Origin of the sequence: Vibrio profundum (genome assembly GCF_050337555.1) — a bacterium.
Taxonomy (GTDB): Bacteria; Pseudomonadota; Gammaproteobacteria; order Enterobacterales; family Vibrionaceae; genus Vibrio; species Vibrio profundum.
In genome coordinates, this window is the sequence record NZ_JAKJTA010000013.1 from 117679 (window position 1) to 136400 (window position 18722).

General features: G+C 44.9%; 21 protein-coding genes. 9 read left to right on the forward strand and 12 right to left on the reverse strand.

All coding sequences use genetic code 11. The annotated features are described in order from the left end of the window. Window positions 1-159 precede the first annotated feature (159 nt). Window positions 160-1173: an asparaginase gene (gene ansA, locus L4C34_RS13880; protein ID WP_428789944.1), complete on the forward strand. Its 1014-nt coding sequence runs from the start codon at window positions 160-162 to the stop codon at window positions 1171-1173. Window positions 1174-1345: 172 nt separating this feature from the next. On the opposite strand, the gene L4C34_RS13885 is transcribed toward ansA, so the two are convergent. Beyond that, complete coding sequence (locus L4C34_RS13885; protein ID WP_428789945.1) at window positions 1346-1633, reverse strand: YeaC family protein; 288 nt, start codon at window positions 1631-1633, stop codon at window positions 1346-1348. A 105-nt stretch (window positions 1634-1738) separates the two neighbouring features. Between L4C34_RS13885 and L4C34_RS13890 the strand changes: the two genes are divergently transcribed. After that, window positions 1739-2554: a DUF2989 domain-containing protein gene (locus L4C34_RS13890; protein ID WP_428789946.1), complete on the forward strand. Its 816-nt coding sequence runs from the start codon at window positions 1739-1741 to the stop codon at window positions 2552-2554. Window positions 2555-2660: 106 nt separating this feature from the next. On the opposite strand, the gene msrB is transcribed toward L4C34_RS13890, so the two are convergent. After that, complete coding sequence (gene msrB / locus L4C34_RS13895; protein WP_428789947.1) at window positions 2661-3104, reverse strand: peptide-methionine (R)-S-oxide reductase MsrB; 444 nt, start codon at window positions 3102-3104, stop codon at window positions 2661-2663. 324 nt (window positions 3105-3428) lie between these two features. Between msrB and gap the strand changes: the two genes are divergently transcribed. The 5 genes from gap (at window position 3429) to tesB (ending at window position 8489) form a co-directional block, all read left to right on the forward strand. Continuing rightward, window positions 3429-4424, forward strand: coding sequence for a type I glyceraldehyde-3-phosphate dehydrogenase (gap, locus tag L4C34_RS13900; RefSeq protein ID WP_428789948.1), 996 nt, complete (start codon window positions 3429-3431; stop codon window positions 4422-4424). A 97-nt stretch (window positions 4425-4521) separates the two neighbouring features. Then, window positions 4522-5406 (forward strand): D-hexose-6-phosphate mutarotase, encoded by an 885-nt coding sequence (locus tag L4C34_RS13905; protein ID WP_428789949.1) that lies wholly within the window; start codon window positions 4522-4524, stop codon window positions 5404-5406. A gap of 602 nt (window positions 5407-6008) precedes the next feature. Then, entirely contained in the window at window positions 6009-6827 is an 819-nt protein-coding gene (rlmA, locus tag L4C34_RS13910) for a 23S rRNA (guanine(745)-N(1))-methyltransferase (RefSeq protein ID WP_428789950.1), read from the forward strand. 192 nt (window positions 6828-7019) lie between these two features. Next, complete coding sequence (locus L4C34_RS13915) at window positions 7020-7379, forward strand: hypothetical protein (RefSeq protein ID WP_428789951.1); 360 nt, start codon at window positions 7020-7022, stop codon at window positions 7377-7379. 249 nt (window positions 7380-7628) lie between these two features. Continuing rightward, on the forward strand, window positions 7629-8489 hold the full coding sequence (tesB, locus tag L4C34_RS13920) for an acyl-CoA thioesterase II (protein ID WP_428789952.1): 861 nt from the start codon (window positions 7629-7631) through the stop codon (window positions 8487-8489). Between the two features lie 44 nt (window positions 8490-8533). On the opposite strand, the gene L4C34_RS13925 is transcribed toward tesB, so the two are convergent. From L4C34_RS13925 to L4C34_RS13955, 7 genes are all read right to left on the reverse strand, one after another. Further along, window positions 8534-8992, reverse strand: a complete 459-nt coding sequence (locus L4C34_RS13925) for an Lrp/AsnC family transcriptional regulator (protein WP_428789953.1) — start codon at window positions 8990-8992, stop codon at window positions 8534-8536. 128 nt (window positions 8993-9120) lie between these two features. Further along, the gene (locus tag L4C34_RS13930; protein ID WP_428789954.1) at window positions 9121-9846 is read right to left on the reverse strand and encodes a substrate-binding periplasmic protein; all 726 of its coding nucleotides are present in this window, start codon (window positions 9844-9846) and stop codon (window positions 9121-9123) included. A gap of 85 nt (window positions 9847-9931) precedes the next feature. Next, window positions 9932-11173: an NRAMP family divalent metal transporter gene (locus L4C34_RS13935; RefSeq protein WP_428789955.1), complete on the reverse strand. Its 1242-nt coding sequence runs from the start codon at window positions 11171-11173 to the stop codon at window positions 9932-9934. Between the two features lie 15 nt (window positions 11174-11188). Continuing rightward, the gene (locus L4C34_RS13940) at window positions 11189-12142 is read right to left on the reverse strand and encodes a 5-oxoprolinase subunit C family protein (protein WP_428789956.1); all 954 of its coding nucleotides are present in this window, start codon (window positions 12140-12142) and stop codon (window positions 11189-11191) included. Further along, complete coding sequence (pxpB, locus tag L4C34_RS13945; protein ID WP_428789957.1) at window positions 12139-12861, reverse strand: 5-oxoprolinase subunit PxpB; 723 nt, start codon at window positions 12859-12861, stop codon at window positions 12139-12141. Before pxpB ends, L4C34_RS13940 begins: the two co-directional genes overlap by 4 nt. After that, window positions 12836-13588 carry a 5-oxoprolinase subunit PxpA gene (locus tag L4C34_RS13950; protein WP_428789958.1) on the reverse strand — a complete coding sequence of 251 codons (753 nt, stop codon included), beginning with the start codon at window positions 13586-13588 and terminating at the stop codon, window positions 12836-12838. The genes pxpB and L4C34_RS13950 overlap by 26 nt, the downstream gene beginning before the upstream one ends. A gap of 20 nt (window positions 13589-13608) precedes the next feature. Continuing rightward, window positions 13609-14403: a putative hydro-lyase gene (locus L4C34_RS13955; protein WP_428789959.1), complete on the reverse strand. Its 795-nt coding sequence runs from the start codon at window positions 14401-14403 to the stop codon at window positions 13609-13611. A 137-nt stretch (window positions 14404-14540) separates the two neighbouring features. Here L4C34_RS13955 and L4C34_RS13960 point away from each other — a divergent pair, with 137 nt between their 5' ends. After that, on the forward strand, window positions 14541-15443 hold the full coding sequence (locus tag L4C34_RS13960; RefSeq protein WP_428789960.1) for a LysR family transcriptional regulator: 903 nt from the start codon (window positions 14541-14543) through the stop codon (window positions 15441-15443). Window positions 15444-15467: 24 nt separating this feature from the next. On the opposite strand, the gene L4C34_RS13965 is transcribed toward L4C34_RS13960, so the two are convergent. The 3 genes from L4C34_RS13965 to L4C34_RS13975 form a co-directional block, all read right to left on the reverse strand. Next, on the reverse strand, window positions 15468-15848 hold the full coding sequence (locus L4C34_RS13965; RefSeq protein WP_428789961.1) for a nuclear transport factor 2 family protein: 381 nt from the start codon (window positions 15846-15848) through the stop codon (window positions 15468-15470). An 85-nt stretch (window positions 15849-15933) separates the two neighbouring features. Then, entirely contained in the window at window positions 15934-16650 is a 717-nt protein-coding gene (locus L4C34_RS13970; RefSeq protein ID WP_428789984.1) for a substrate-binding periplasmic protein, read from the reverse strand. Between the two features lie 428 nt (window positions 16651-17078). Next, window positions 17079-17948: a Tim44 domain-containing protein gene (locus L4C34_RS13975; RefSeq protein ID WP_428789962.1), complete on the reverse strand. Its 870-nt coding sequence runs from the start codon at window positions 17946-17948 to the stop codon at window positions 17079-17081. A gap of 166 nt (window positions 17949-18114) precedes the next feature. Here L4C34_RS13975 and L4C34_RS13980 point away from each other — a divergent pair, with 166 nt between their 5' ends. Next, the gene (locus tag L4C34_RS13980; RefSeq protein WP_428789963.1) at window positions 18115-18708 is read left to right on the forward strand and encodes a TetR/AcrR family transcriptional regulator; all 594 of its coding nucleotides are present in this window, start codon (window positions 18115-18117) and stop codon (window positions 18706-18708) included. Window positions 18709-18722 lie beyond the last annotated feature (14 nt).

Genomic DNA, 18722 nt, shown 5'->3' on the forward strand with positions numbered 1-18722 from the left:
GGATGGCACTCTTATGGAGGCCAACAAAACGATATCTAGGTTAAGAGTCGTCTTGTAATACAAAAAAGAGCCTGCTGAATTATCAGTAGGCTCTTTTTATTCAATGGGAATTCGCTATAATCGCCGCTCAATTTTTCTCTATGAATTTGGTATCCAGCAATGGCAAAAAAACACATATACATCGCCTACACCGGCGGCACCATTGGTATGCAAAAATCCAGTCACGGCTATATTCCCATAGCAGGCTTTATGGAACAGCAGCTCGCCAGTATGCCGGAGTTTCATCGCTCTGAGATGCCACAATATACAATTCATGAGTACGCGCCACTGATCGATTCTTCCGATATGTCCCCTAGAGATTGGCAGCAAATTGCTGATGACATTCGTGATAATTACGACAAATATGATGGCTTTATTATCCTGCATGGCACCGACACCATGGCATACACTGCATCTGCACTTTCGTTTATGCTGGAGAACTTATCTAAGCCTGTTATCGTCACTGGGTCTCAAATTCCATTGGCAGAGCTGCGCTCAGATGGCCAAGCGAATTTGCTCAATGCGTTACACATTGCGGCAAATTACCCAATCAATGAAGTCACATTGTTTTTCAACAACAAGTTGATGCGTGGCAATCGCAGCACCAAATCTCACGCCGATGGCTTCAACGCCTTCACCTCGCCAAACTTGCCACCTCTTTTGGAAGCAGGGATCAACATTCAGGTAAGTGAGAATCTGTTACTTAAACAATCACCAGACGCAGAGTTTCGTGTACATAACATCACTCCGCAGCCCATTGGTGTGATAACGATGTACCCCGGCATTTCACACGAAGTCATCCGAAACACCCTACTTCAGCCAGTCAATGCCATGATTTTACTTACATTTGGTGTGGGTAATGCGCCGCAAAATCCAGAATTGCTCGCCCACTTAAAAGAAGCCTCGGAACGTGGGGTGATTGTGGTGAACTTAACCCAATGTTTAGCAGGTAAAGTCAACATGGGTGGGTATGCGACAGGCTCTGCGCTGGCGGACGCGGGCGTAATCAGTGGCTACGATATGACACCTGAAGCGGCGCTTTCTAAGCTGCACCTGCTGCTTAGCAAAGGGCTCACTTACGAAGAAGTCAAAACGCAAATGCAGCAGGTTTTGCGTGGAGAGATGTCACTCTAGTTGACTAAAAATGAGGTTGCTCAAGGTAGCAACCTCATTTTTCTGTTCGATCCTATTTCGCATCAGCTCACTATAAGATCTACTTTTAACATTAAAGTCTCAATTACCTGCTACCTGCGGTGTTGCACACGCTTAAACTGAAAGCGCTTACGCTAGTGAAGAGCTTACGCCTTTAATCGTTATCGTTGACATTAACCCGATAAATGTCAGAACTTTGTGGCTGAAACTGCCTTTTCAACTCAGACTTTGACTTAAAGCTGATTTCTCCTCCGGCGGCAACTGTCATATGTTGCGCTTCTACATTATGCTTAGATTGATACAGCATGACGGCTTGCATACATGAATTGCGCTGCTCTTGGGTCAACACTTCACCCTCAGGCCATCGGCCAGTTTCTACCGCATAGGTTAGACGTTGATAAGCTTCAGGGGTAATCGAGTCAATTAAATGCTCGGCGTCCATGGATGTATCCTTAAATGAGACTGATTGGCGCTAAACATAACGTCCGATTAGCGTGAGTCAAGTGAAAGCTATATATTCGGCGGAATGGATCACAAGTAACGGATTATGAACTTACTGAAAACAGCCTTTATCGGTTTGATACTTATCTGGTTGTCAGGGTGCGAAGATAAAAGCAATACGGATAAACTGTGCACCAATAACCCTGAGCTTGACTGCGACAGATTGAATACCTTTGATAGTCAATGCCGTAACCCACGTACCGATTTAATCTGGCACCGCTACGAAACCCTAAAAGATCCTTCCAACAAAAATAAAATCCTTGAGTATAAGTTTGTCACTCTCTACCGTAAATGCTTAGGTAATGCCTCTCAGATCCAGACTTTCGAAACATCTCCTCGGGCCGCGAAAAGGGTCGATGCGTTAATGTATTCAGGAGAGGAGCAAATGCGACTGGTCAACGAACTTCGAAAAACTAAGAGCCCTGACATCCTCTACTTCCTTTGGAGCCAACTCGGCGATGAAGATGCCAAGCGAGAGTTTTTACTGATGGAAGATACCTCGGTTCTTGATACGGCTGAAATGCAATATGCCTTAGCGACCTTCTATACCAACCGAGATCTAGACAAAACTATCGTACTCCTCAACCGTTCTTTAGAACTCTCTGATGGCGACGAAGTTAACCGAGAGATCTTCAAATCCTTAGCCAGCCTCCACTACCAATTGAGAAACAAAGAACAAGCCTATATTTGGGCCAAAGTCGCCGAGCAATTCGACGTTTCAGTCGTATCTGGCAGAGAGCTACAACTGCTCTATGGATTCAATGAAGCCAAATACGACCGATTAGATGAAGTGGCTGATAAGCTTGAATCAGCAATAAACTCTGGAAAATACCGGCGCCAATTAATGCCAAACAAGCTATAAGCTGCCAAATTTTAACCATCAAGCACTTCTATTTTCCCCAACAATTAGCGTCCCCGTTACCCAGCCAAATGATTTGGAGGCGCTAAAAGTGTAACATTTGTTGTTTTTATTCGCTTTTATCCGTGCCCGCGTCCGATTTGTTGAAAATTAACGACACAGAGTTGACGCAAAAACGTTCTCCTGTCGTTGGGGGGCCATCAGGAAAAACATGCCCGAGATGACTATCACATGTCGCGCAACGTATTTCAGTACGTACCATTCCGTGACTACTATCCTTTATATATCGAACAGCGTCTGGATTGTCCGGCGCATCAAAGCTTGGCCACCCACAACCCGATTCGTATTTACTCTCAGAGGAAAACAAGGGGGCTTTGCAACAAGTACACAAATAGGCTCCGCTGTCCTTCTGATAGAGTAACTTCCCTGAGAATGGGGGCTCGGTACCGTGCTGACGGCATACTTGATATTGTTCATCAGATAACTCGTCACGCCATTGTGCATCTGATTTTTCGACCTTTCTTACCACTTGGCCCACGTTAAAGACCTCCATTTTATCACTTCATTTTATAAATCTTATTATTACGCAAAACACTTGCGAAGGATGGCTGTTCTAGCACATACTCTCTACCCAATACGTTCTGTACCAATCATACAGACTCGTAAGAGCAGCGTAGTATTTTACTCGATTCACCAACAAGAAAAACCTGTAACAAGCTCAAAAAAAAGGCACTTTCTATCGACTGCTTAGAAAAGAGGCAACTTTTTTTGACTTTAGACAATTTAAGCCTGATTATTCGTTGCAGATTTTTACTGGATTTTGTAATTTTACTACCAGTTATCTTTAAGCAGAAATTTAAGTTGTGGAGCAACTATAATGACTATCAAAGTAGGTATTAACGGTTTTGGCCGTATTGGACGTTTCGTATTCCGTGCATCTGTAGAGCGTAACGACATCGAAGTAGTAGGTATCAACGACCTTATCGACGTAGAATACATGGCTTACATGCTAAAATACGATTCAACTCACGGTCGTTTCAACGGCACTGTTGAAGTAAAAGACGGTCAGCTAGTTGTAAATGGTAAAACTGTTCGCGTAACTGCAGAGCGCAACCCAGCAGATCTTAAATGGGATGCTATCGGCGTTGACGTTGTAGCTGAAGCTACTGGTCTATTCCTAACTGATGAGACTGCACGTAAGCACATCGAAGCTGGTGCGAAGAAAGTTGTTCTAACTGGTCCATCTAAAGACAAGACTCCAATGTTCGTAATGGGCGTAAACGACTCAACTTACGAAGGTCAAGACATCGTTTCTAACGCTTCTTGTACTACTAACTGTCTAGCACCAATCGCTAAAGTTCTAAACGACAACTTCGGTATCGTTTCTGGCCTTATGACAACAGTTCATGCAACTACAGCGACTCAAAAAACTGTAGATGGTCCTTCTGCTAAAGACTGGCGCGGTGGCCGTGGTGCTTCTCAAAACATCATCCCATCTTCAACTGGTGCAGCTAAAGCAGTAGGCGTTGTTCTTCCAGAACTAAACGGCAAACTAACTGGTATGGCTTTCCGCGTACCAACTTCTAACGTTTCTGTTGTTGACCTAACTGTTAACCTAGAGAAAGGCGCATCTTACGAGCAAATCTGTGCAACTATGAAAGAAGCTTCTGAAGGTTCTCTTAAAGGCGTTCTAGGCTACACTGAAGACCAAGTTGTTTCTCAAGATTTCATCGGCGAAACTCAAACTTCAGTATTCGATGCTAAAGCAGGTATCGCACTAACTGATAACTTCGTTAAAGTTGTATCTTGGTACGACAACGAAATCGGTTACTCAAACAAAGTTCTAGATCTAATTGCTCACATCTCTAAGTAATTAGTTTCAATTTTGTATAAAAGGCGACTTTCGAGTCGCCTTTTTTATTATCTCCCGTTCCCGAAAGTCACTGATCGCTGCCGCGAAGGAAATTGCCATGGATTTATCATCACTGCCCGTCATTAATCAACTTTCAGACCACATATCAATAGTACAAAAAGAAGCCCTTAGAATTATTCGTGTCCGCCACCCCAAAGCAAGTGCAGCCATTGCTTTACATGGTGCTCATGTCCTTTCTCATATTCCTGAGGGGCAAGCTGAAGTCATTTGGATGAGCGACGCTGCAATATTGGATGGCAGCGCAGCACTTCGCGGGGGGATCCCGATATGCTGGCCTTGGTTCGGCCGCATCGCTTCCCCTGCCCATGGTTTTGTACGTAATAGAGAATGGTCGTTGCTTGATTACCAAGACACTCCAGATAACGTCACACTAACGTTAGGCGTGAACAGTGATGACAATACCTTGGCGATTTGGCCGCATCAATTCGCACTGCGCCTAGTCGTGACGATTGCTGACACTCTTGATGTGCGCTTGGAAATAGAAAACACCGATACACAGCCATGGATGTTCTCTGGAGCTCTGCATACCTACCTCAACCTTGGTGATGTCCGTCAGGCAAAGGTTACCGGAATGGGCAGTGAATATATCGATAGCCTGCAAGACAGCCAACTATGCCAAGGTGGAGAAACACTCTCTCTAGAACAAGGTATAGATAGAGTCTACACCCAACCTAACGCTCGTATTTCTGTCGCCGACCCTGAGCTCAATCGCCAAATTGAAGTAAGCAATGCTGGCCACAATAGCGCAGTTTTGTGGAACCCTTGGCAAGAAGGTGCCCAAGCCATGGTGGATATGCAAAATGACGGCTATCTCACCATGCTATGTGTGGAATCCACGCAGCATGCCAAATCGATAGAAGAAGGCATCACACTAGATCCGAATCAGACCTACACACTCTCGACTTCACTGACTTGCCGATAAATAACTTCCGTTCGGGGCCTGACCTTGCAACACTAATAAGCTATAGCCCCGCTCGACTGACTGCACCTTCCAGCCAACACAGCTACATCTTGCGTTCTACAAATTGGACACTCCAAATAGGCGTTATCATTTTTTCTCACAGATTGTGCAAGAAACAGTGCCAACCTTACACCTGATTTCAGATAATAACGACGACATTGATGAGCTGGTACCGGATCGCGGATGGTAGCGCTACGCTTGCAGCTACAGCAGAAAAGATCCAAGTCTCATTGTATACTGACTAACAAAAGTGTGTCGCTTATCGCTGAGATCTAGGCTATAAGCTCAGATTACTTCCTAGATCTCAGCTCCGCCTCTACGCATTCTCGGATAACTTCTAGTATCGAACAATCGCATTGATGGGCTATGCGTTGGTATTAATTCTAACGAGTTTTAGGGCAAAAATGAGATAGCTAATGGCTAACAATTATGTCTTTTCAGCCCTAAAGTGACAAAGCTTCATTGAAGTCGAACAACCTATATCGTCAGCCGACAACGGCAATGATTGTCTTTATCCTAGCAATACCGCTAAACTAACGCCCCATTCTTTCATCGAGGTAGTTATGACCTATCAGTGCCCTCTTTGCCAACAGGTTCTCGCGCTTGCTGGAACTCGCTATTCCTGCGCTAATAATCACCAATTTGATATGGCCAAAGAAGGCTATGTCAACTTAATGCCAGCCCATCACAAACGTTCTAAAGATCCGGGGGACAATCAAGAGATGATGCAGGCTCGCCGCCAATTTTTAGCGGCCGACTACTATGCACCAATGCGATCTGCTGTCTCTACTATGTGCCAGCAAAGCATGGAGAACAACGAGCATACCCTACTCGATATCGGCTGCGGCGAAGGCTACTACACGTCTTTCATTGCTGATGAACTTCGCCAAAAATACGATGACGCTTCCGTATTCGGGTTAGATATTTCTAAAGTGGCGATACGTTATGCGGCAAAACGTTACCCAAACTGCCAATTTTCCGTGGCATCGAGTCACCGCTTACCATTTGCCGATCAATCATTGGGGGCCGTGCTGAGAATCTACGCCCCGTGCAAAGATGAAGAACTGCAACGCTGCATTCGCAAAGACGGCACTTTGGTTACCGTCACACCTGCATCACGCCACCTGTACCAAATCAGAGAAAAAATTTATCAAGACGTTCGGTTACATGAAACTCAGCCAGAGTCCATTGAAGGGTTTGCATTGGAGCAAGAGCAGAGAATTCATTACCCTATGATGCTAAAAGATGGTGCCGCTCTCAATTTATTACAGATGACACCATTTGCTTGGAAAGCCAATGAACAGCTACGAGAAGAACTCGCGAACGCCGAGATTTTTGAATGTGAGGCCGACTTTATGCTTAGGGTCTATCGAAAACTCTAACCTGTCATTATGCTCTCCCCTGTTTCTTGCGACCTTTCAGGCTAGCAGCCTGAAAAACAAACAAGTTCAAAACGGCAATTTGTTTTTGGCCTGAGTTTTGCTTTCATTTTTATCGAGCACTTGACGCAAATAACGCGCAAGTTTTCTGTTCAGTTGCCGATACAATAAACAGCAAGTATCAAGGAGAGCGATATGGGACCAGTAGGCATGGAGCCAGCACAACTGTCTCCAAACCAACAGGTTAAACCTCAAAGTAACTCCACTGTGGCTGAGAGTACAGCCGCACCACTTAAAGTTGAGCAAAACAAAGTGACCCTGTCTGACGAAGGCAAAGCGCTGCTAGCCGCACTGCAGCAGGTTGAGCAAGAAGAGAAATCTGGTGTACCAAATGACAAGACGATTAAGGACAACGTCGAATCATTTACTCGCGGAGCCCTCGGTTTAGAGCGTCCTGATATTGAACCACCTAAAGCCGAAGACGATTCGTATGATGCGGGGAAATTTCTTTCCACGGCGGCAACCATAGGCGGAATTATTTTAGCGCTCGTCTAACAATTCACTTTCCGTTTATCCTAAATCAAGTCCAGCTTGTTAGCGATTTTTGTTAGCAAGCTTTTTTTTCCTTACTTGAATCATTGTCTCAAAATTCATTCGAATTACGCGAGCAGCTAATGTGTATTAAGTAAGTAAACCTCAACAGTTACGTGAAATTGGGTTACTATTAGTATCCTTACTCTAAATGAATCAAGATCCCGTTCGTGTCTCTAACCACGAGCGGCCCAGCCGTTCAAGGAGACTGCAATGAGCCAACCCTTACAGCAACTACTGCAACTTCTTCAATTAGAAAAGCTAGAAGAAGGCCTGTTCAGAGGGCAAAGTGAAAACTTAGGTCTACCGCAAGTTTATGGTGGCCAAGTGATTGGCCAAGCCCTTTCAGCTGCACGTTATACGGTGCCCGACGATAGAACCGTCCATTCATGCCATAGCTATTTCCTTTATAAAGGCGACCCGACTCAGCCAATCATCTATGACGTAGAGAATCTACGTGACGGAAAAAGCTTTAGCACTCGCAGAGTGAAAGCGATACAAAATGGCAAACCCATCTTTTATCTCACCGCTTCCTACCACATCACAGAACAAGGGCTCAATCACCAAATAGAAATGCCCGATGTGCCTGGGCCAGAGAACTTCACCTCAGAAACTGAGCTTGCAGCGACGATTGCTGAATACCTACCACCGGCGATGCAAAAAGCATTTTGCAGCGAAAAGCCCATCGAAATGCGCCCCGTAGTTGTTGTGAACCCGCTAAAACCACAAAAAGAAGAGCCTAAGCAATATCTCTGGATGCGGGCAAATGGTGCGGTGCCCAGCGATCAGCTCATTCATCAATATTTACTGGGTTATGCATCCGACTGGGGTTTTCTCGTCACGGCGCTCCACCCACATGAAATTTCTTTACTCACCCCTAAGTTGCAAATTGCAACCATTGATCACTCCATCTGGTTTCACCGACCATTTAAGCTAGACGAATGGCTACTCTATGCCATTGAAAGCCCGACAGCACATAACTGTCGCGGCCTAGTGAGAGGGGAGGTTTTTAACCAGAAAGGCCAACTCGTCGCAACCGCAGTGCAAGAAGGCGTAATGCGCTTTAATAAGTAAGTATTCTTTATAGATAACTACATAAGAGATCAATACGTTAGAGATCAAATAGGCAGCGCCGTGGTGTACTTTAGGGACTCCATGGCGAATGTGGAGGTAACGTTACTAATTCCGTCGACGTTATTGACCAATTTTTTATAAAATTCATCAAATTTCTGAATATCTTTTACTTGTACTTTCATCATGTAATCATAGTCTCCTGCCATCCGGTAGAACTCCATGACTTCAGGAAACTCGGCAACGGTTTCAACAAACTTGCCATACCAATCTTGAGAATGGTAACGGGTTTTAAGTAACACGAAGGCAGTAAAAGACAGGTGCAACTTTTCAGGATCAAGTAACGCGACCCGTTTATCGATGACTCCCGACTCTTCCAGTTTTTTCAAACGCTTCCAGCATGGGGTTGTGGTGAGGTTCACCGCTTCCGCCAAATCATTCAGGGATAAGGTTCCGTCTTGTTGAAGAAGAAGCAAAATTGTCCGATCTATTTTGTCCAGTTCCATTGTACTGCCTACCAAGGAGAAAATTAATTCTCCAAATTATGTCAAATGAGGCAAAGTCATCCAACAACTATCTGCAAAGGTGATACATAATTCCTAATATTCACTCCACAATAGAACTCACTCACTGATTACTCTGAACCCAAATAACGAGATATAATCTCTTCCATACTCCCATTCGCTTTCATCTCAGCGACGATCGTACGCATTTTTTTTAGCTGTTCAGGAGTCGCAATACGATCAGAAACTTGTAGCAGGATATCTTTCTTATCAAAAACATAAGGGATTGAAAACTCACTGCGAGAAATCGACATCTTATTCAGTGAAAAGTAAATAGCCATATCGACCGAGACCAATGCATCGATTCGATTCGCCCGCAGCATTTTAATCCCTTGCCGATAGTTCGCGACTTGATATAACTTCAAAGTTTGATAGTTCGGTAGCTTTTTATGGAAGGATGCATTGCGAATCACCCCCACTCGCTTACCGTCTAAATCGCTTGGGCTACGCACCGGAAAATCAGTGTTCGTTAATATTATCGACTGAATAGGATAAATAGGAGTGACAATGGTCACTTTACCCTGCAGAGCGGAATTTTCTAGCAATATCGACATATCCGCAGCCCCACTGCCTAGCTCTAGCACAACCCTTGGAAACGGTTTTATTTTGATCTCGTAATCAAAGCCAGCACGTTGAGCGATATGTTTGGTAATATCATAAGTCGACCCTAAGGACTTACCGTTTTCTTTGTAAGCTGAGGGAGCGATATCAATAAGCACGATATTGACTCGCTCTTTGTCGGCTGCAAAGCATAAACCACTCAGCATACAAACGACAGCTACCAAGATGCCCTTCATCGCTACCCCTCAAAAATGAATCATCTAATGAGTGTAGGTGATTCGTTTTCGGCTGCCAAACATGATGCGGTATAGCTTCACTACGCTAACTGATAAACATCTGTATCAAGGTATAAAGGCTCATTCCCGCCATCGAAATCGCGATGCCCCAGCCAAATACCGACATCCAACGAGGATGACAATAATCGCCAACAATATCAGACCTTCTCGCAGCAATAAGAATAATCGCTAAGCTCATCGGCAGTATGAAACCATTCAGTGCACCAGCAATGATCAACAAAAACACTGGTTTGCCAATAACACAAAATAACATGCAAGACGCGACGATAAACAAGATGATATAGCGATTCGCATGGCGCTCAATCGCGGGGTGTAGAGTTTTGAGAAAAGAGACCGAAGTATAAGCGGCTCCCACAACAGAAGTGACAGCTGCAGTCCAAAGTACCATCCCAAACAACTTATAACCGATTTGTCCTGTGGCGTGGAAAAACATAGACGCTGGCGGGTTGTTTGGATCGAGTTTGATACCTTGGCTAACGACTCCCAGCGCAGTTAAAAATAAGATCACTCGCACTAAAGAAGCCATTCCGATGGAAGAACATGTCGCTTTATTCACTTGTGGTAGAGCGGCCTGCCCAACAACTTGTGAATCAATCAATCGATGAGCGCCAGCAAAAGTAATATAACCACCGACAGAGCCGCCCACTAAGGTTACGATCGATAACGCATTTACCTGTTCTGGCCACACCATACGATATAAAGCCTGCCCAATTGGAGGGGAGGTTGAAAGCAAAGCGTACAACATCATACCTAGCAGCAACATGCCCATCACAATACTAAACCTATCCATCATTTTTCCGGCACTTCGCAATAAAAAAATCCCGATGGCGAGGATAGCAGTCACGCCAGCGCCGAGTTCAGGACTGACTGTCGGGAAAAGTACATGCATCCCCATGCCTGCGCCCCCTAAATTGGCCACGTTAAACGCCAGCCCACCAAGTGCAACGACACCTGCGATGGCAATACCTAGACCAGGGAGCAATTCGTTGGCAATGTCTTGCGCTCTCTTTTTGGACACAACAATAACTCGCCAAATATTAAGCTGGGCACCAATATCGAGAATAATGGAAACCAACACCACAAACGCGAAACTGGCCCCCAATGTTTGGGTGAACACCGTAGTTTGTGTAAGAAAACCGGGGCCAACGGCCGATGTCGCCATCAAAAAAGCCGCCCCCATAACCAATGACCATTGGAAACGCTTGTTGGTTGGCTGATCTCCTTCTGCCATTGTACTCTCTGGCTTTATTATCACTTCTTGTGCCATTTTATCTTCCTTAATCTAACAATGGGCGGTTTTCTGCTTACCAACATAACCATGGAAAAACTGTAATTCAGTTCGACGCTCTGACTCAGCCTGCTGTAAATTTTTTTCTTTGAACCGTACGATTGTACCGGGCTGACTTTGGGCAAGGTGACTTACGCTTCGCGCCGTCAAACAGCCGATTTTGGGATACCCACCAATCGTTTGTCTATCACGCATCAATACGATAGGTTGGCCATCTGCTGGAATTTGAATCGCACCCAAAGCAATGCCTTCTGATATTAGGTTTTGCCGTTGGCATTCAATTGCCTCTCCTGATAGCCGATACCCCATCCGATCCATTTGCTGACTCACGGTATAGTCGCTAGCAAAAAAACGTTGTCTCTGCTGAGCAGAAAAATCCTGATATTGACAACTCGGAATAACGTCAAGAACCAACTCTGACGGATAGATTGGCACAAATTCTGGAGGAACTCTTTTGCTTATGGTGGCCAAGATAGTCGCTTCATACTTAATGCAATCATTGGCCTTTAACCTTTCCCCCTCTCCGCCCAGCCCACCTAAGCCATCACGTACGACAGTTGCGCAACTGCTCAGCACCGACGAGACCGAAAAGCCGCCTTTAATCGCTAGATAAGCCCTCATTCCCTGCCGACTGCCTCGCAAGGTCAACCTATCACCCGGAGTCACGTAAAAAGATTGCCAATTAGCAACAGGCACTCCATTGAGATTGGCCGACATATCTGCGCCGGTTAATGCCACCATCGTTTCCGCGCTAAATTCACAGCTAAACTGACCCATAGTAATTTCAATTTGCGTGGCGGAAAGATCGTTATCCAATAAACGGTTCGCCCAGTGAAATGCATGTTCATCCATCGGCCCACCAGAGCACACCCCGACAGATTGATAACCGAATCTGCCTAAATCTTGTAACAAACTTAGCGGCCCCGGCGTTAATACTTTTAGCGTCATATCGCCTCCTCTGTCCGCTGCAATTCTTCCTGTGACAATACTCCACCCATCTGTAAAAACGTTTGTTTGTCTATCGGAGAAAACAATACTTGTGCGCCCATTTCAAATAAGGTCAAATTTTCACGGTGGTAGTCAATGAGGTTCACTGGCGTTCGACCAAGAATATGCCAACCACCGGGAGAAGCCTTCGGATACACGGCCGTTTGCCTATCGGCAATCGCCACACTTCCAGCAGGCACATACGACCTAGGTGTGCTCATTCGAGGGGTAGCAATACGCTTATTGGTATTGCCCAGATAAGCAAAACCGGGCGCAAAGCCAATCGCGTATACTCGATAACTACACTCGGTATGTAACTTAACAACATCACTAAACGCTAGGCCTGTATGACGACTCACTGCCTCTGCGTCTAAAGCCACTTCAGGGCCGTAATAAACGGGGAGTTCGATACAGCTTGATTGGTCGCTCTTTGTTTGATGCCAATCAATATTGGCCAGCAATGTCTCTAGCAAGGTGCAAAAATCGTCCATGCGAATCGCGAACAAATCAAAGGTAATGAGTAGAGATGTATAGGAGGGGACCATATCCACCACAAATTGAGCTAATTCAACTTCAATTTGGGGCACCACCACAGCGATATTTTGCGCAGTTTCAGGGCTAACTGATTCTGAAAAATACACCATCACCGTATTTTCATTGAGAGCAGATATCGACAGCATTCACCCTCCCTTCTGTTAATTGCTGAGCAATAGGCAATGCAAGTGGCCCATCCCCATGAATACACAAAGTGTCGGCCTTCACCGCTATTTTACTGCCAGAAAACGTGATTACAGCGCCTTCCTCAATCAATGTCCGAGCTTGCGCTACAACGTCGTTCAGGCTTTCTAAACACGAACCTTCAACGGAACGTGGCATTAATCGCCCCGTATCGTCATAGCGCCTATCAACAAACGCTTCGAACCAAAGCGTGACACCATATTTTTTGGCCATGGCCTGATACTTTGCAAAGTCGGGAACGGCCATCGCCACCAGCGCAAGTTCTCCACCATAACGCTGTAAACTTTCGAGTAAAGCTTGAAAAACATGGTCATCTTTCATCATGGTGTTGTACAACGCGCCATGGGGTTTGACATAACTCAATGACGTTGATTCGCTTTTACATATCGCTTGCAGAGCACCAACTTGATAAAGAACAAAAGCAATCAAGTCATTACTTTCCATCGCCATAAAACGCCGCCCAAAGCCCTGCATATCGGGATACCCTGGATGTGCCCCAATCATTACTTGGTTTTGCTTAGCCAGTCGCACAGTTTGTTGCATCACAACAGGATCGGAGGCGTGCATACCACAAGCAATATTGGCCATGTGTAGGTAAGGCATAATTTTCTCATCACAGCCCAGCTGCCAATGGCCGAAGCTTTCTCCCATATCGCAATTTATTTTCATCGTACTTCCCTAGCTCAGCTTTATAAGAAAGAAAATTCATTATTTAAACGATCGGTAATCAACATTTTACCCGGCGAATGAGTAATACATATCGGCGGCCTACTTTGACGGATCACATTTTGAGGCGTCACACCACAAGCCCAAAATACAGGGACCTCAGACGGATAAATAGAAACACCATCACCATAATCTGGGGCAGCAAGATTTGAGATACCAATGTCTTTCGGTGCACCAAAATGAACAGGCGCGCCATGAGCCTTGGGGTATCGTGTGGTTATCTGGATAGCTCGAATGGCATCAGCTGGCGTAAAAGGGCGCATTGACACCACCATATTTCCAGAAAAGCGACCCGCTGACCGACAAGCAATATTGGTGTCATACATAGAGACATTACATTGCTCATCGATGTTACGAATGTGTAGACCAGCTTGTAACAAAGCCTCTTCAAATGAAAACGAACAACCAAGGACAAACGTGACGAAATCATCACGCCAGTAACTGTGTAAATCCAATGCTCGGTCCGTAAGTTCACCATGCGTAAAAATATGATATTCAGGAGCATCACAACTGATATCAACGCCGAGTCCAATTTCCGCAAGCGTTTTGTCTCCAGCCTCTGTCATGCCTATCAAGGGACAAGAGACTGGGTTGCGTTGGCAAAACAGCAGAAATTCGTTGGCCCAATCGGCGGGTAAAATAACGAGATTCGCCTGAAGGTAGCCCTTTGCAAGCCCAGAAGTGAACCCCGTAAACTTATTGCGACGAATACTCTGACGCAACTCGGACAAACAAATAGAAGACTGTAATTCGGTCATGGGCCCTGCTTTTAGTAATAACTTTGTTAACATTAAGTAAAAAATACCGCTTATTGACATAAAGTCTATTCGTAAAAATTAACCATTTGTGATAAAAATTATTTATCACACTACTATTGAACAGGCATGACCCGCCTATGTTAAACCTAAAACAGCTAGAAACTTTTGTGTGGATTGCCAAGCTCGGCAGCTTTCGTCAAGCGGCTGAACACTTATGCGCCACACAGCCGGCAATATCGGCACGAATTAATAACCTAGAGCAGTCACTCAACGCCAATTTGTTTCATCGAGAAACGAGTCGAATAAGTTTGACGGCTAAAGGGCGAGAGTTATTACCATTGGCGGAACATATTCTAGATAGCAGCAACCAGCTATGCTCACAGGCAAATGTAGCCAGCACTTTATCGGGATTACTGAGAATTGGGGTATCTGAGACTCTGGTACATACTTGGTTACCACAGCTACTAGCGAAGATTCACCAAACCTTCCCTGACGTTGATGTGGAACTGGTGGTCGATGCGAGCGTTGTGTTAAATAAAGAATTACTCAATCGAAGTATCGATATCGCCATATTACTTGGGCCTGTCAATGCGCCAGAGGCAAGTAACTTACCGATTTGCCAATATCCTTTGCAATGGGTCGCCAGCCCGACGTTAGCACTCACCAAACTCGATTCAGTGCAATCGTTCCTTCGTTGGCCAATTATCACTTACGCTCGCAACACCGCGCCGTTTCATGAAATACAACGTCACTTGAAAGAGCAAAAAGCGCATCCAATTCGTTTTTATTCCACCAGTTCACTCTCTGCCAGCATCAAACTCGCAGAAAGTGGCGTCGGTATTGCAACGCTTCCCAAAGAGGTGATTGGTGAACAAATCGACAACGGCAAACTGATTGTAATTGATGCCAAATGGCACCCTAGCCCGCTCGCTTTTTCCCTGTCTTCAATACCGGGTCCAAATGACGCGCTGATCAAAGCAGTCAGCCAGTTGGCACTCGACACCGCTAGCAATCCTCTGCCAGTTGAATCCGATGCGTGACGGAAAAGACTCTCAGGCTCGACGCTAAAACATCGTATTACTGTGCTCTTGTTGCTCAGGTACAGATTGAATCGCATCCCAATGCTCAACTATTTTCCCATCGTCATCAAAACGGAAAAAGTCCATGGTGACGTATTGCTCATTCTCCGGCCAAACCTGCTTAGTATGCAACGCCACTAGGCTACCTTCCGCGATCACACGCAAAAACTCAATGTCCTTATTCGGGTAATCTTTCGACATCTGTGTGAAATAGTCGATAAACCCCTGCTTGCCATCTTTCACTAGCGGGTTATGCTGTATGTATTGCGCTCCGACATATCGTTCAACCGCTAAATCGGGCTCACCTAAATACGCGGTTCTATAAAAATCCACAGCATTTTTCTTGTTTTTTTCTGAAGAGTCCATTCCTTTATCTCAACTGCTAACTTCAATAAAAAAGGCTGCTAAAACGCAGCCGTTAGCACAAATACATTTGCACTATTCACAAGATTTATTTGATACCATATTTCGCTAAAATCTTATCGAATGTCCCGTTTGCTTTAATGGCAGCTAAACCTTTATTGTAATCATCAACGTATTTCTGCCCATTTGGATTTGCTTTACCAGAGGTGACATGCAAAGGGTTGGTGGACAAAGCCTTTTTGGTAAATGCAAAGTCGCTGCTTTTCATGCCAGCGTTTTCCATCACAGATAAGGCAACAACACGGTCTTCTAAAGTGAGATTAATTCGTTTCGCTAACAGTTTTTTCAGGTTAGAAACCAGATCTCCAGCTTCTGGTTTTTTAAAGTTTTTCGCCTTCAAAAACGCATCACCATAGCCATAACCACGTACCACACCGACCACTTTCCCATCCAAACTGCTCAATCCATCGTATTCAAAACTGTCACCGGCACGTTTGATAAAAGTTAACTCATTCTCTAAATACGATTCGCTGTAATATAAAAATGCAGTGCGCTCTTCGGTGAACCACGTCGCAGGAAGCAAGTCAATACGGCCATTTTTTACTTCATCCAGGGCTCTAGCCCAAGGGATAATCTTGAATTTCACTTCATGGCCCTGGGTTTTCATTATCGCTGTCAGCAACTCTACCGAAATACCATTTCCCGCGGCTTTGTCTTTAGTAATAAACGGTGGCCAAGGGTCCTGCGCGGCCGTTAATGTTGCTGCATTCACACCTAGTGTTAAGCAGCCAGCGCAAATCAGCATACCTTTGATCAATAACGACTTCATAAATAACTCTCCTTGTCTCTAGCTAAATAGGAAGGAGCTTTTGAACATCCTTTCCCTCCGTTATAAACCAAAGCTAGAAGTATCACCTCAATGGTAAGCGACCCCAAAAACCGCTCACCACCAAACCGTAGTTCACACAAAAGCTATGGCGAATGATTTAACTATAAGCAACAATATGGATTTTTATAAATAAATCCCTCAATTAGTTACTTTAAATAAGGAGAGGATTCAACGTCAAGGCGAGCAAGATCACTATAATCTGGACCATCTCTCGCCGATAAGGGCAGCCAAAAAGTGAGGAAAGTGAGACAAAATCACCTCAAAATGAATTGGTTGTACGGAGAGAAAAATAAAAAAGCCAGTCACAAGTGACTGGCTTTTTTATTAATATATGTCCTGTAATGCTAGCCTTGAATCCCAACAATAAGCCAAGGTGCATTCTTTTGGGTTAAGTCTCTTTCTAGATGCCACACATCTTGAATCTCTTCTTCCACCCCTTCAACAGGATCTCGGTAGCGACCCGAAAATTGGAGGCTGATCTGGGCTTTATCGGCACTATAATCGGCACGGACAATTTCTGCATCTACATACATAACATCAGTATGTTGCTCGCCAGATAGCTTAGCGCGTTCCGCTTTGAGATCGTTAAATAGACTGGCAGAGACATACTCTTCAATCTTATCAAGCTGGTTATAATTCCAAGCACCTTGCAAAATTTGATAATGCTCTCTTGCACCATTCACAAACTCGGCATGATCAAACCCCGGCGGGTAATTATGCGGGACATCGCTCGAACCAAATTGAGCACTTGATCCAGCACCGGAAGGTGCTTGCTCGAAGGATTGCTTATTGGATTCGAAGTTAGGCTTGCTGCCACCGTAAGCTGGCTGCTGGCGATGCTGGTTAATACTACCCTGCTTAGCCGCGAGCACTGAGCGTACGATTTTAAATATAATGAAGGCAACCACACCGATAATCAAAATGTCCATAAATTGAACACCATCAAAGGCACCACCAAAAAACGCGGCCAATAAACCACCAGCAAGAAGTCCACCGAGTAATCCACCCATCAAACCTTTCTTACTATTTGTTGCCGATTTACCCGTCTGATTCTTACCAACAGTATTATTGTTGAAATTTTGCTGCTTTGGAGCTGGAGCGGTTTTAAAGCTTTTGCCAAATGACCGACTGCCACCAAATTTCTTCGCTTGCGCCACCTGCATGGTCGCCATCGCCAAAATAAAAATGGTAATGAGGGTTAACACACGTTTCATGCTCATCCTTAACTAATTGCTACTAATCTCCCTATCATAGCGCTTCAAGATTGACATGGAAATAACCACATAGTGAATTGATGTATCAGAATATTGCAAAGCATGTTGACGATGACAAAGATAACTCTCTAAAATATCGAACGTTGTATTATTACACTAACAGACTATGGCACGCCGAAACGATCACACAAGAGAACAGCTTGTCGCCCTCACGCTCCAAGCCGTGAGAGATTTTCTCGACCAGCACCCACATAAAGACCTCAGCCTGCGAAAAATTGCCGGCCTAGTTGGCTACGTACCCAGTACGCTGCTAAATATTTTTGGTAACTACAATCTATTGCTGCTACACGTAGTCGCAGAAACTCTGGACGAACTGTCCGGCCAAGCGCAGCAAATTCTCAGCAATAGCACCTGCCACAAAACCGCGCTGTACGAGCTGGCCTATTGCTACCATGATTTCGCTAAGGCGAATCGATATCGTTGGCAATTGATTTTTGACCATAACATGAACGGAGAGACCTTACCTGAGTGGCAAGCAAATCGAATCGACAAGATGACGGGGATGCTCGAATACCTGTTACAACAGTTGGCACCTACACGAGAAAAGCAAGAAGTGCTTCAAGCTAGCCGAGTGCTATGGGCTGGGGTACACGGTATCACCTTACTGAGCGTTGACGATAAATTCTTTGCCAGTGAACCGATTGATGGTAAGGAATTGATCGCCAATCTACTGACTCATTACCTTGTCGATTGGTCATAATTAAAGGATGTTAT

Bases quoted from the DNA above. Each gene is read 5' to 3' on its own strand.
- ansA (WP_428789944.1), top strand. From the start codon at position 160: ATGGCAAAAAAACACATATACATCGCCTACACCGGCGGCACCATTGGT.
- L4C34_RS13885 (WP_428789945.1), bottom strand. From the start codon at position 1,633: ATGGACGCCGAGCATTTAATTGACTCGATTACCCCTGAAGCTTATCAA.
- L4C34_RS13890 (WP_428789946.1), top strand. From the start codon at position 1,739: ATGAACTTACTGAAAACAGCCTTTATCGGTTTGATACTTATCTGGTTG.
- msrB (WP_428789947.1), bottom strand. From the start codon at position 3,104: ATGGAGGTCTTTAACGTGGGCCAAGTGGTAAGAAAGGTCGAAAAATCA.
- gap (WP_428789948.1), top strand. From the start codon at position 3,429: ATGACTATCAAAGTAGGTATTAACGGTTTTGGCCGTATTGGACGTTTC.
- L4C34_RS13905 (WP_428789949.1), top strand. From the start codon at position 4,522: ATGGATTTATCATCACTGCCCGTCATTAATCAACTTTCAGACCACATA.
- rlmA (WP_428789950.1), top strand. From the start codon at position 6,009: ATGACCTATCAGTGCCCTCTTTGCCAACAGGTTCTCGCGCTTGCTGGA.
- L4C34_RS13915 (WP_428789951.1), top strand. From the start codon at position 7,020: ATGGGACCAGTAGGCATGGAGCCAGCACAACTGTCTCCAAACCAACAG.
- tesB (WP_428789952.1), top strand. From the start codon at position 7,629: ATGAGCCAACCCTTACAGCAACTACTGCAACTTCTTCAATTAGAAAAG.
- L4C34_RS13925 (WP_428789953.1), bottom strand. From the start codon at position 8,992: ATGGAACTGGACAAAATAGATCGGACAATTTTGCTTCTTCTTCAACAA.
- L4C34_RS13930 (WP_428789954.1), bottom strand. From the start codon at position 9,846: ATGAAGGGCATCTTGGTAGCTGTCGTTTGTATGCTGAGTGGTTTATGC.
- L4C34_RS13935 (WP_428789955.1), bottom strand. From the start codon at position 11,173: ATGGCACAAGAAGTGATAATAAAGCCAGAGAGTACAATGGCAGAAGGA.
- L4C34_RS13940 (WP_428789956.1), bottom strand. From the start codon at position 12,142: ATGACGCTAAAAGTATTAACGCCGGGGCCGCTAAGTTTGTTACAAGAT.
- pxpB (WP_428789957.1), bottom strand. From the start codon at position 12,861: ATGCTGTCGATATCTGCTCTCAATGAAAATACGGTGATGGTGTATTTT.
- L4C34_RS13950 (WP_428789958.1), bottom strand. From the start codon at position 13,588: ATGAAAATAAATTGCGATATGGGAGAAAGCTTCGGCCATTGGCAGCTG.
- L4C34_RS13955 (WP_428789959.1), bottom strand. From the start codon at position 14,403: ATGACCGAATTACAGTCTTCTATTTGTTTGTCCGAGTTGCGTCAGAGT.
- L4C34_RS13960 (WP_428789960.1), top strand. From the start codon at position 14,541: ATGTTAAACCTAAAACAGCTAGAAACTTTTGTGTGGATTGCCAAGCTC.
- L4C34_RS13965 (WP_428789961.1), bottom strand. From the start codon at position 15,848: ATGGACTCTTCAGAAAAAAACAAGAAAAATGCTGTGGATTTTTATAGA.
- L4C34_RS13970 (WP_428789984.1), bottom strand. From the start codon at position 16,650: ATGCTGATTTGCGCTGGCTGCTTAACACTAGGTGTGAATGCAGCAACA.
- L4C34_RS13975 (WP_428789962.1), bottom strand. From the start codon at position 17,948: ATGAAACGTGTGTTAACCCTCATTACCATTTTTATTTTGGCGATGGCG.
- L4C34_RS13980 (WP_428789963.1), top strand. From the start codon at position 18,115: ATGGCACGCCGAAACGATCACACAAGAGAACAGCTTGTCGCCCTCACG.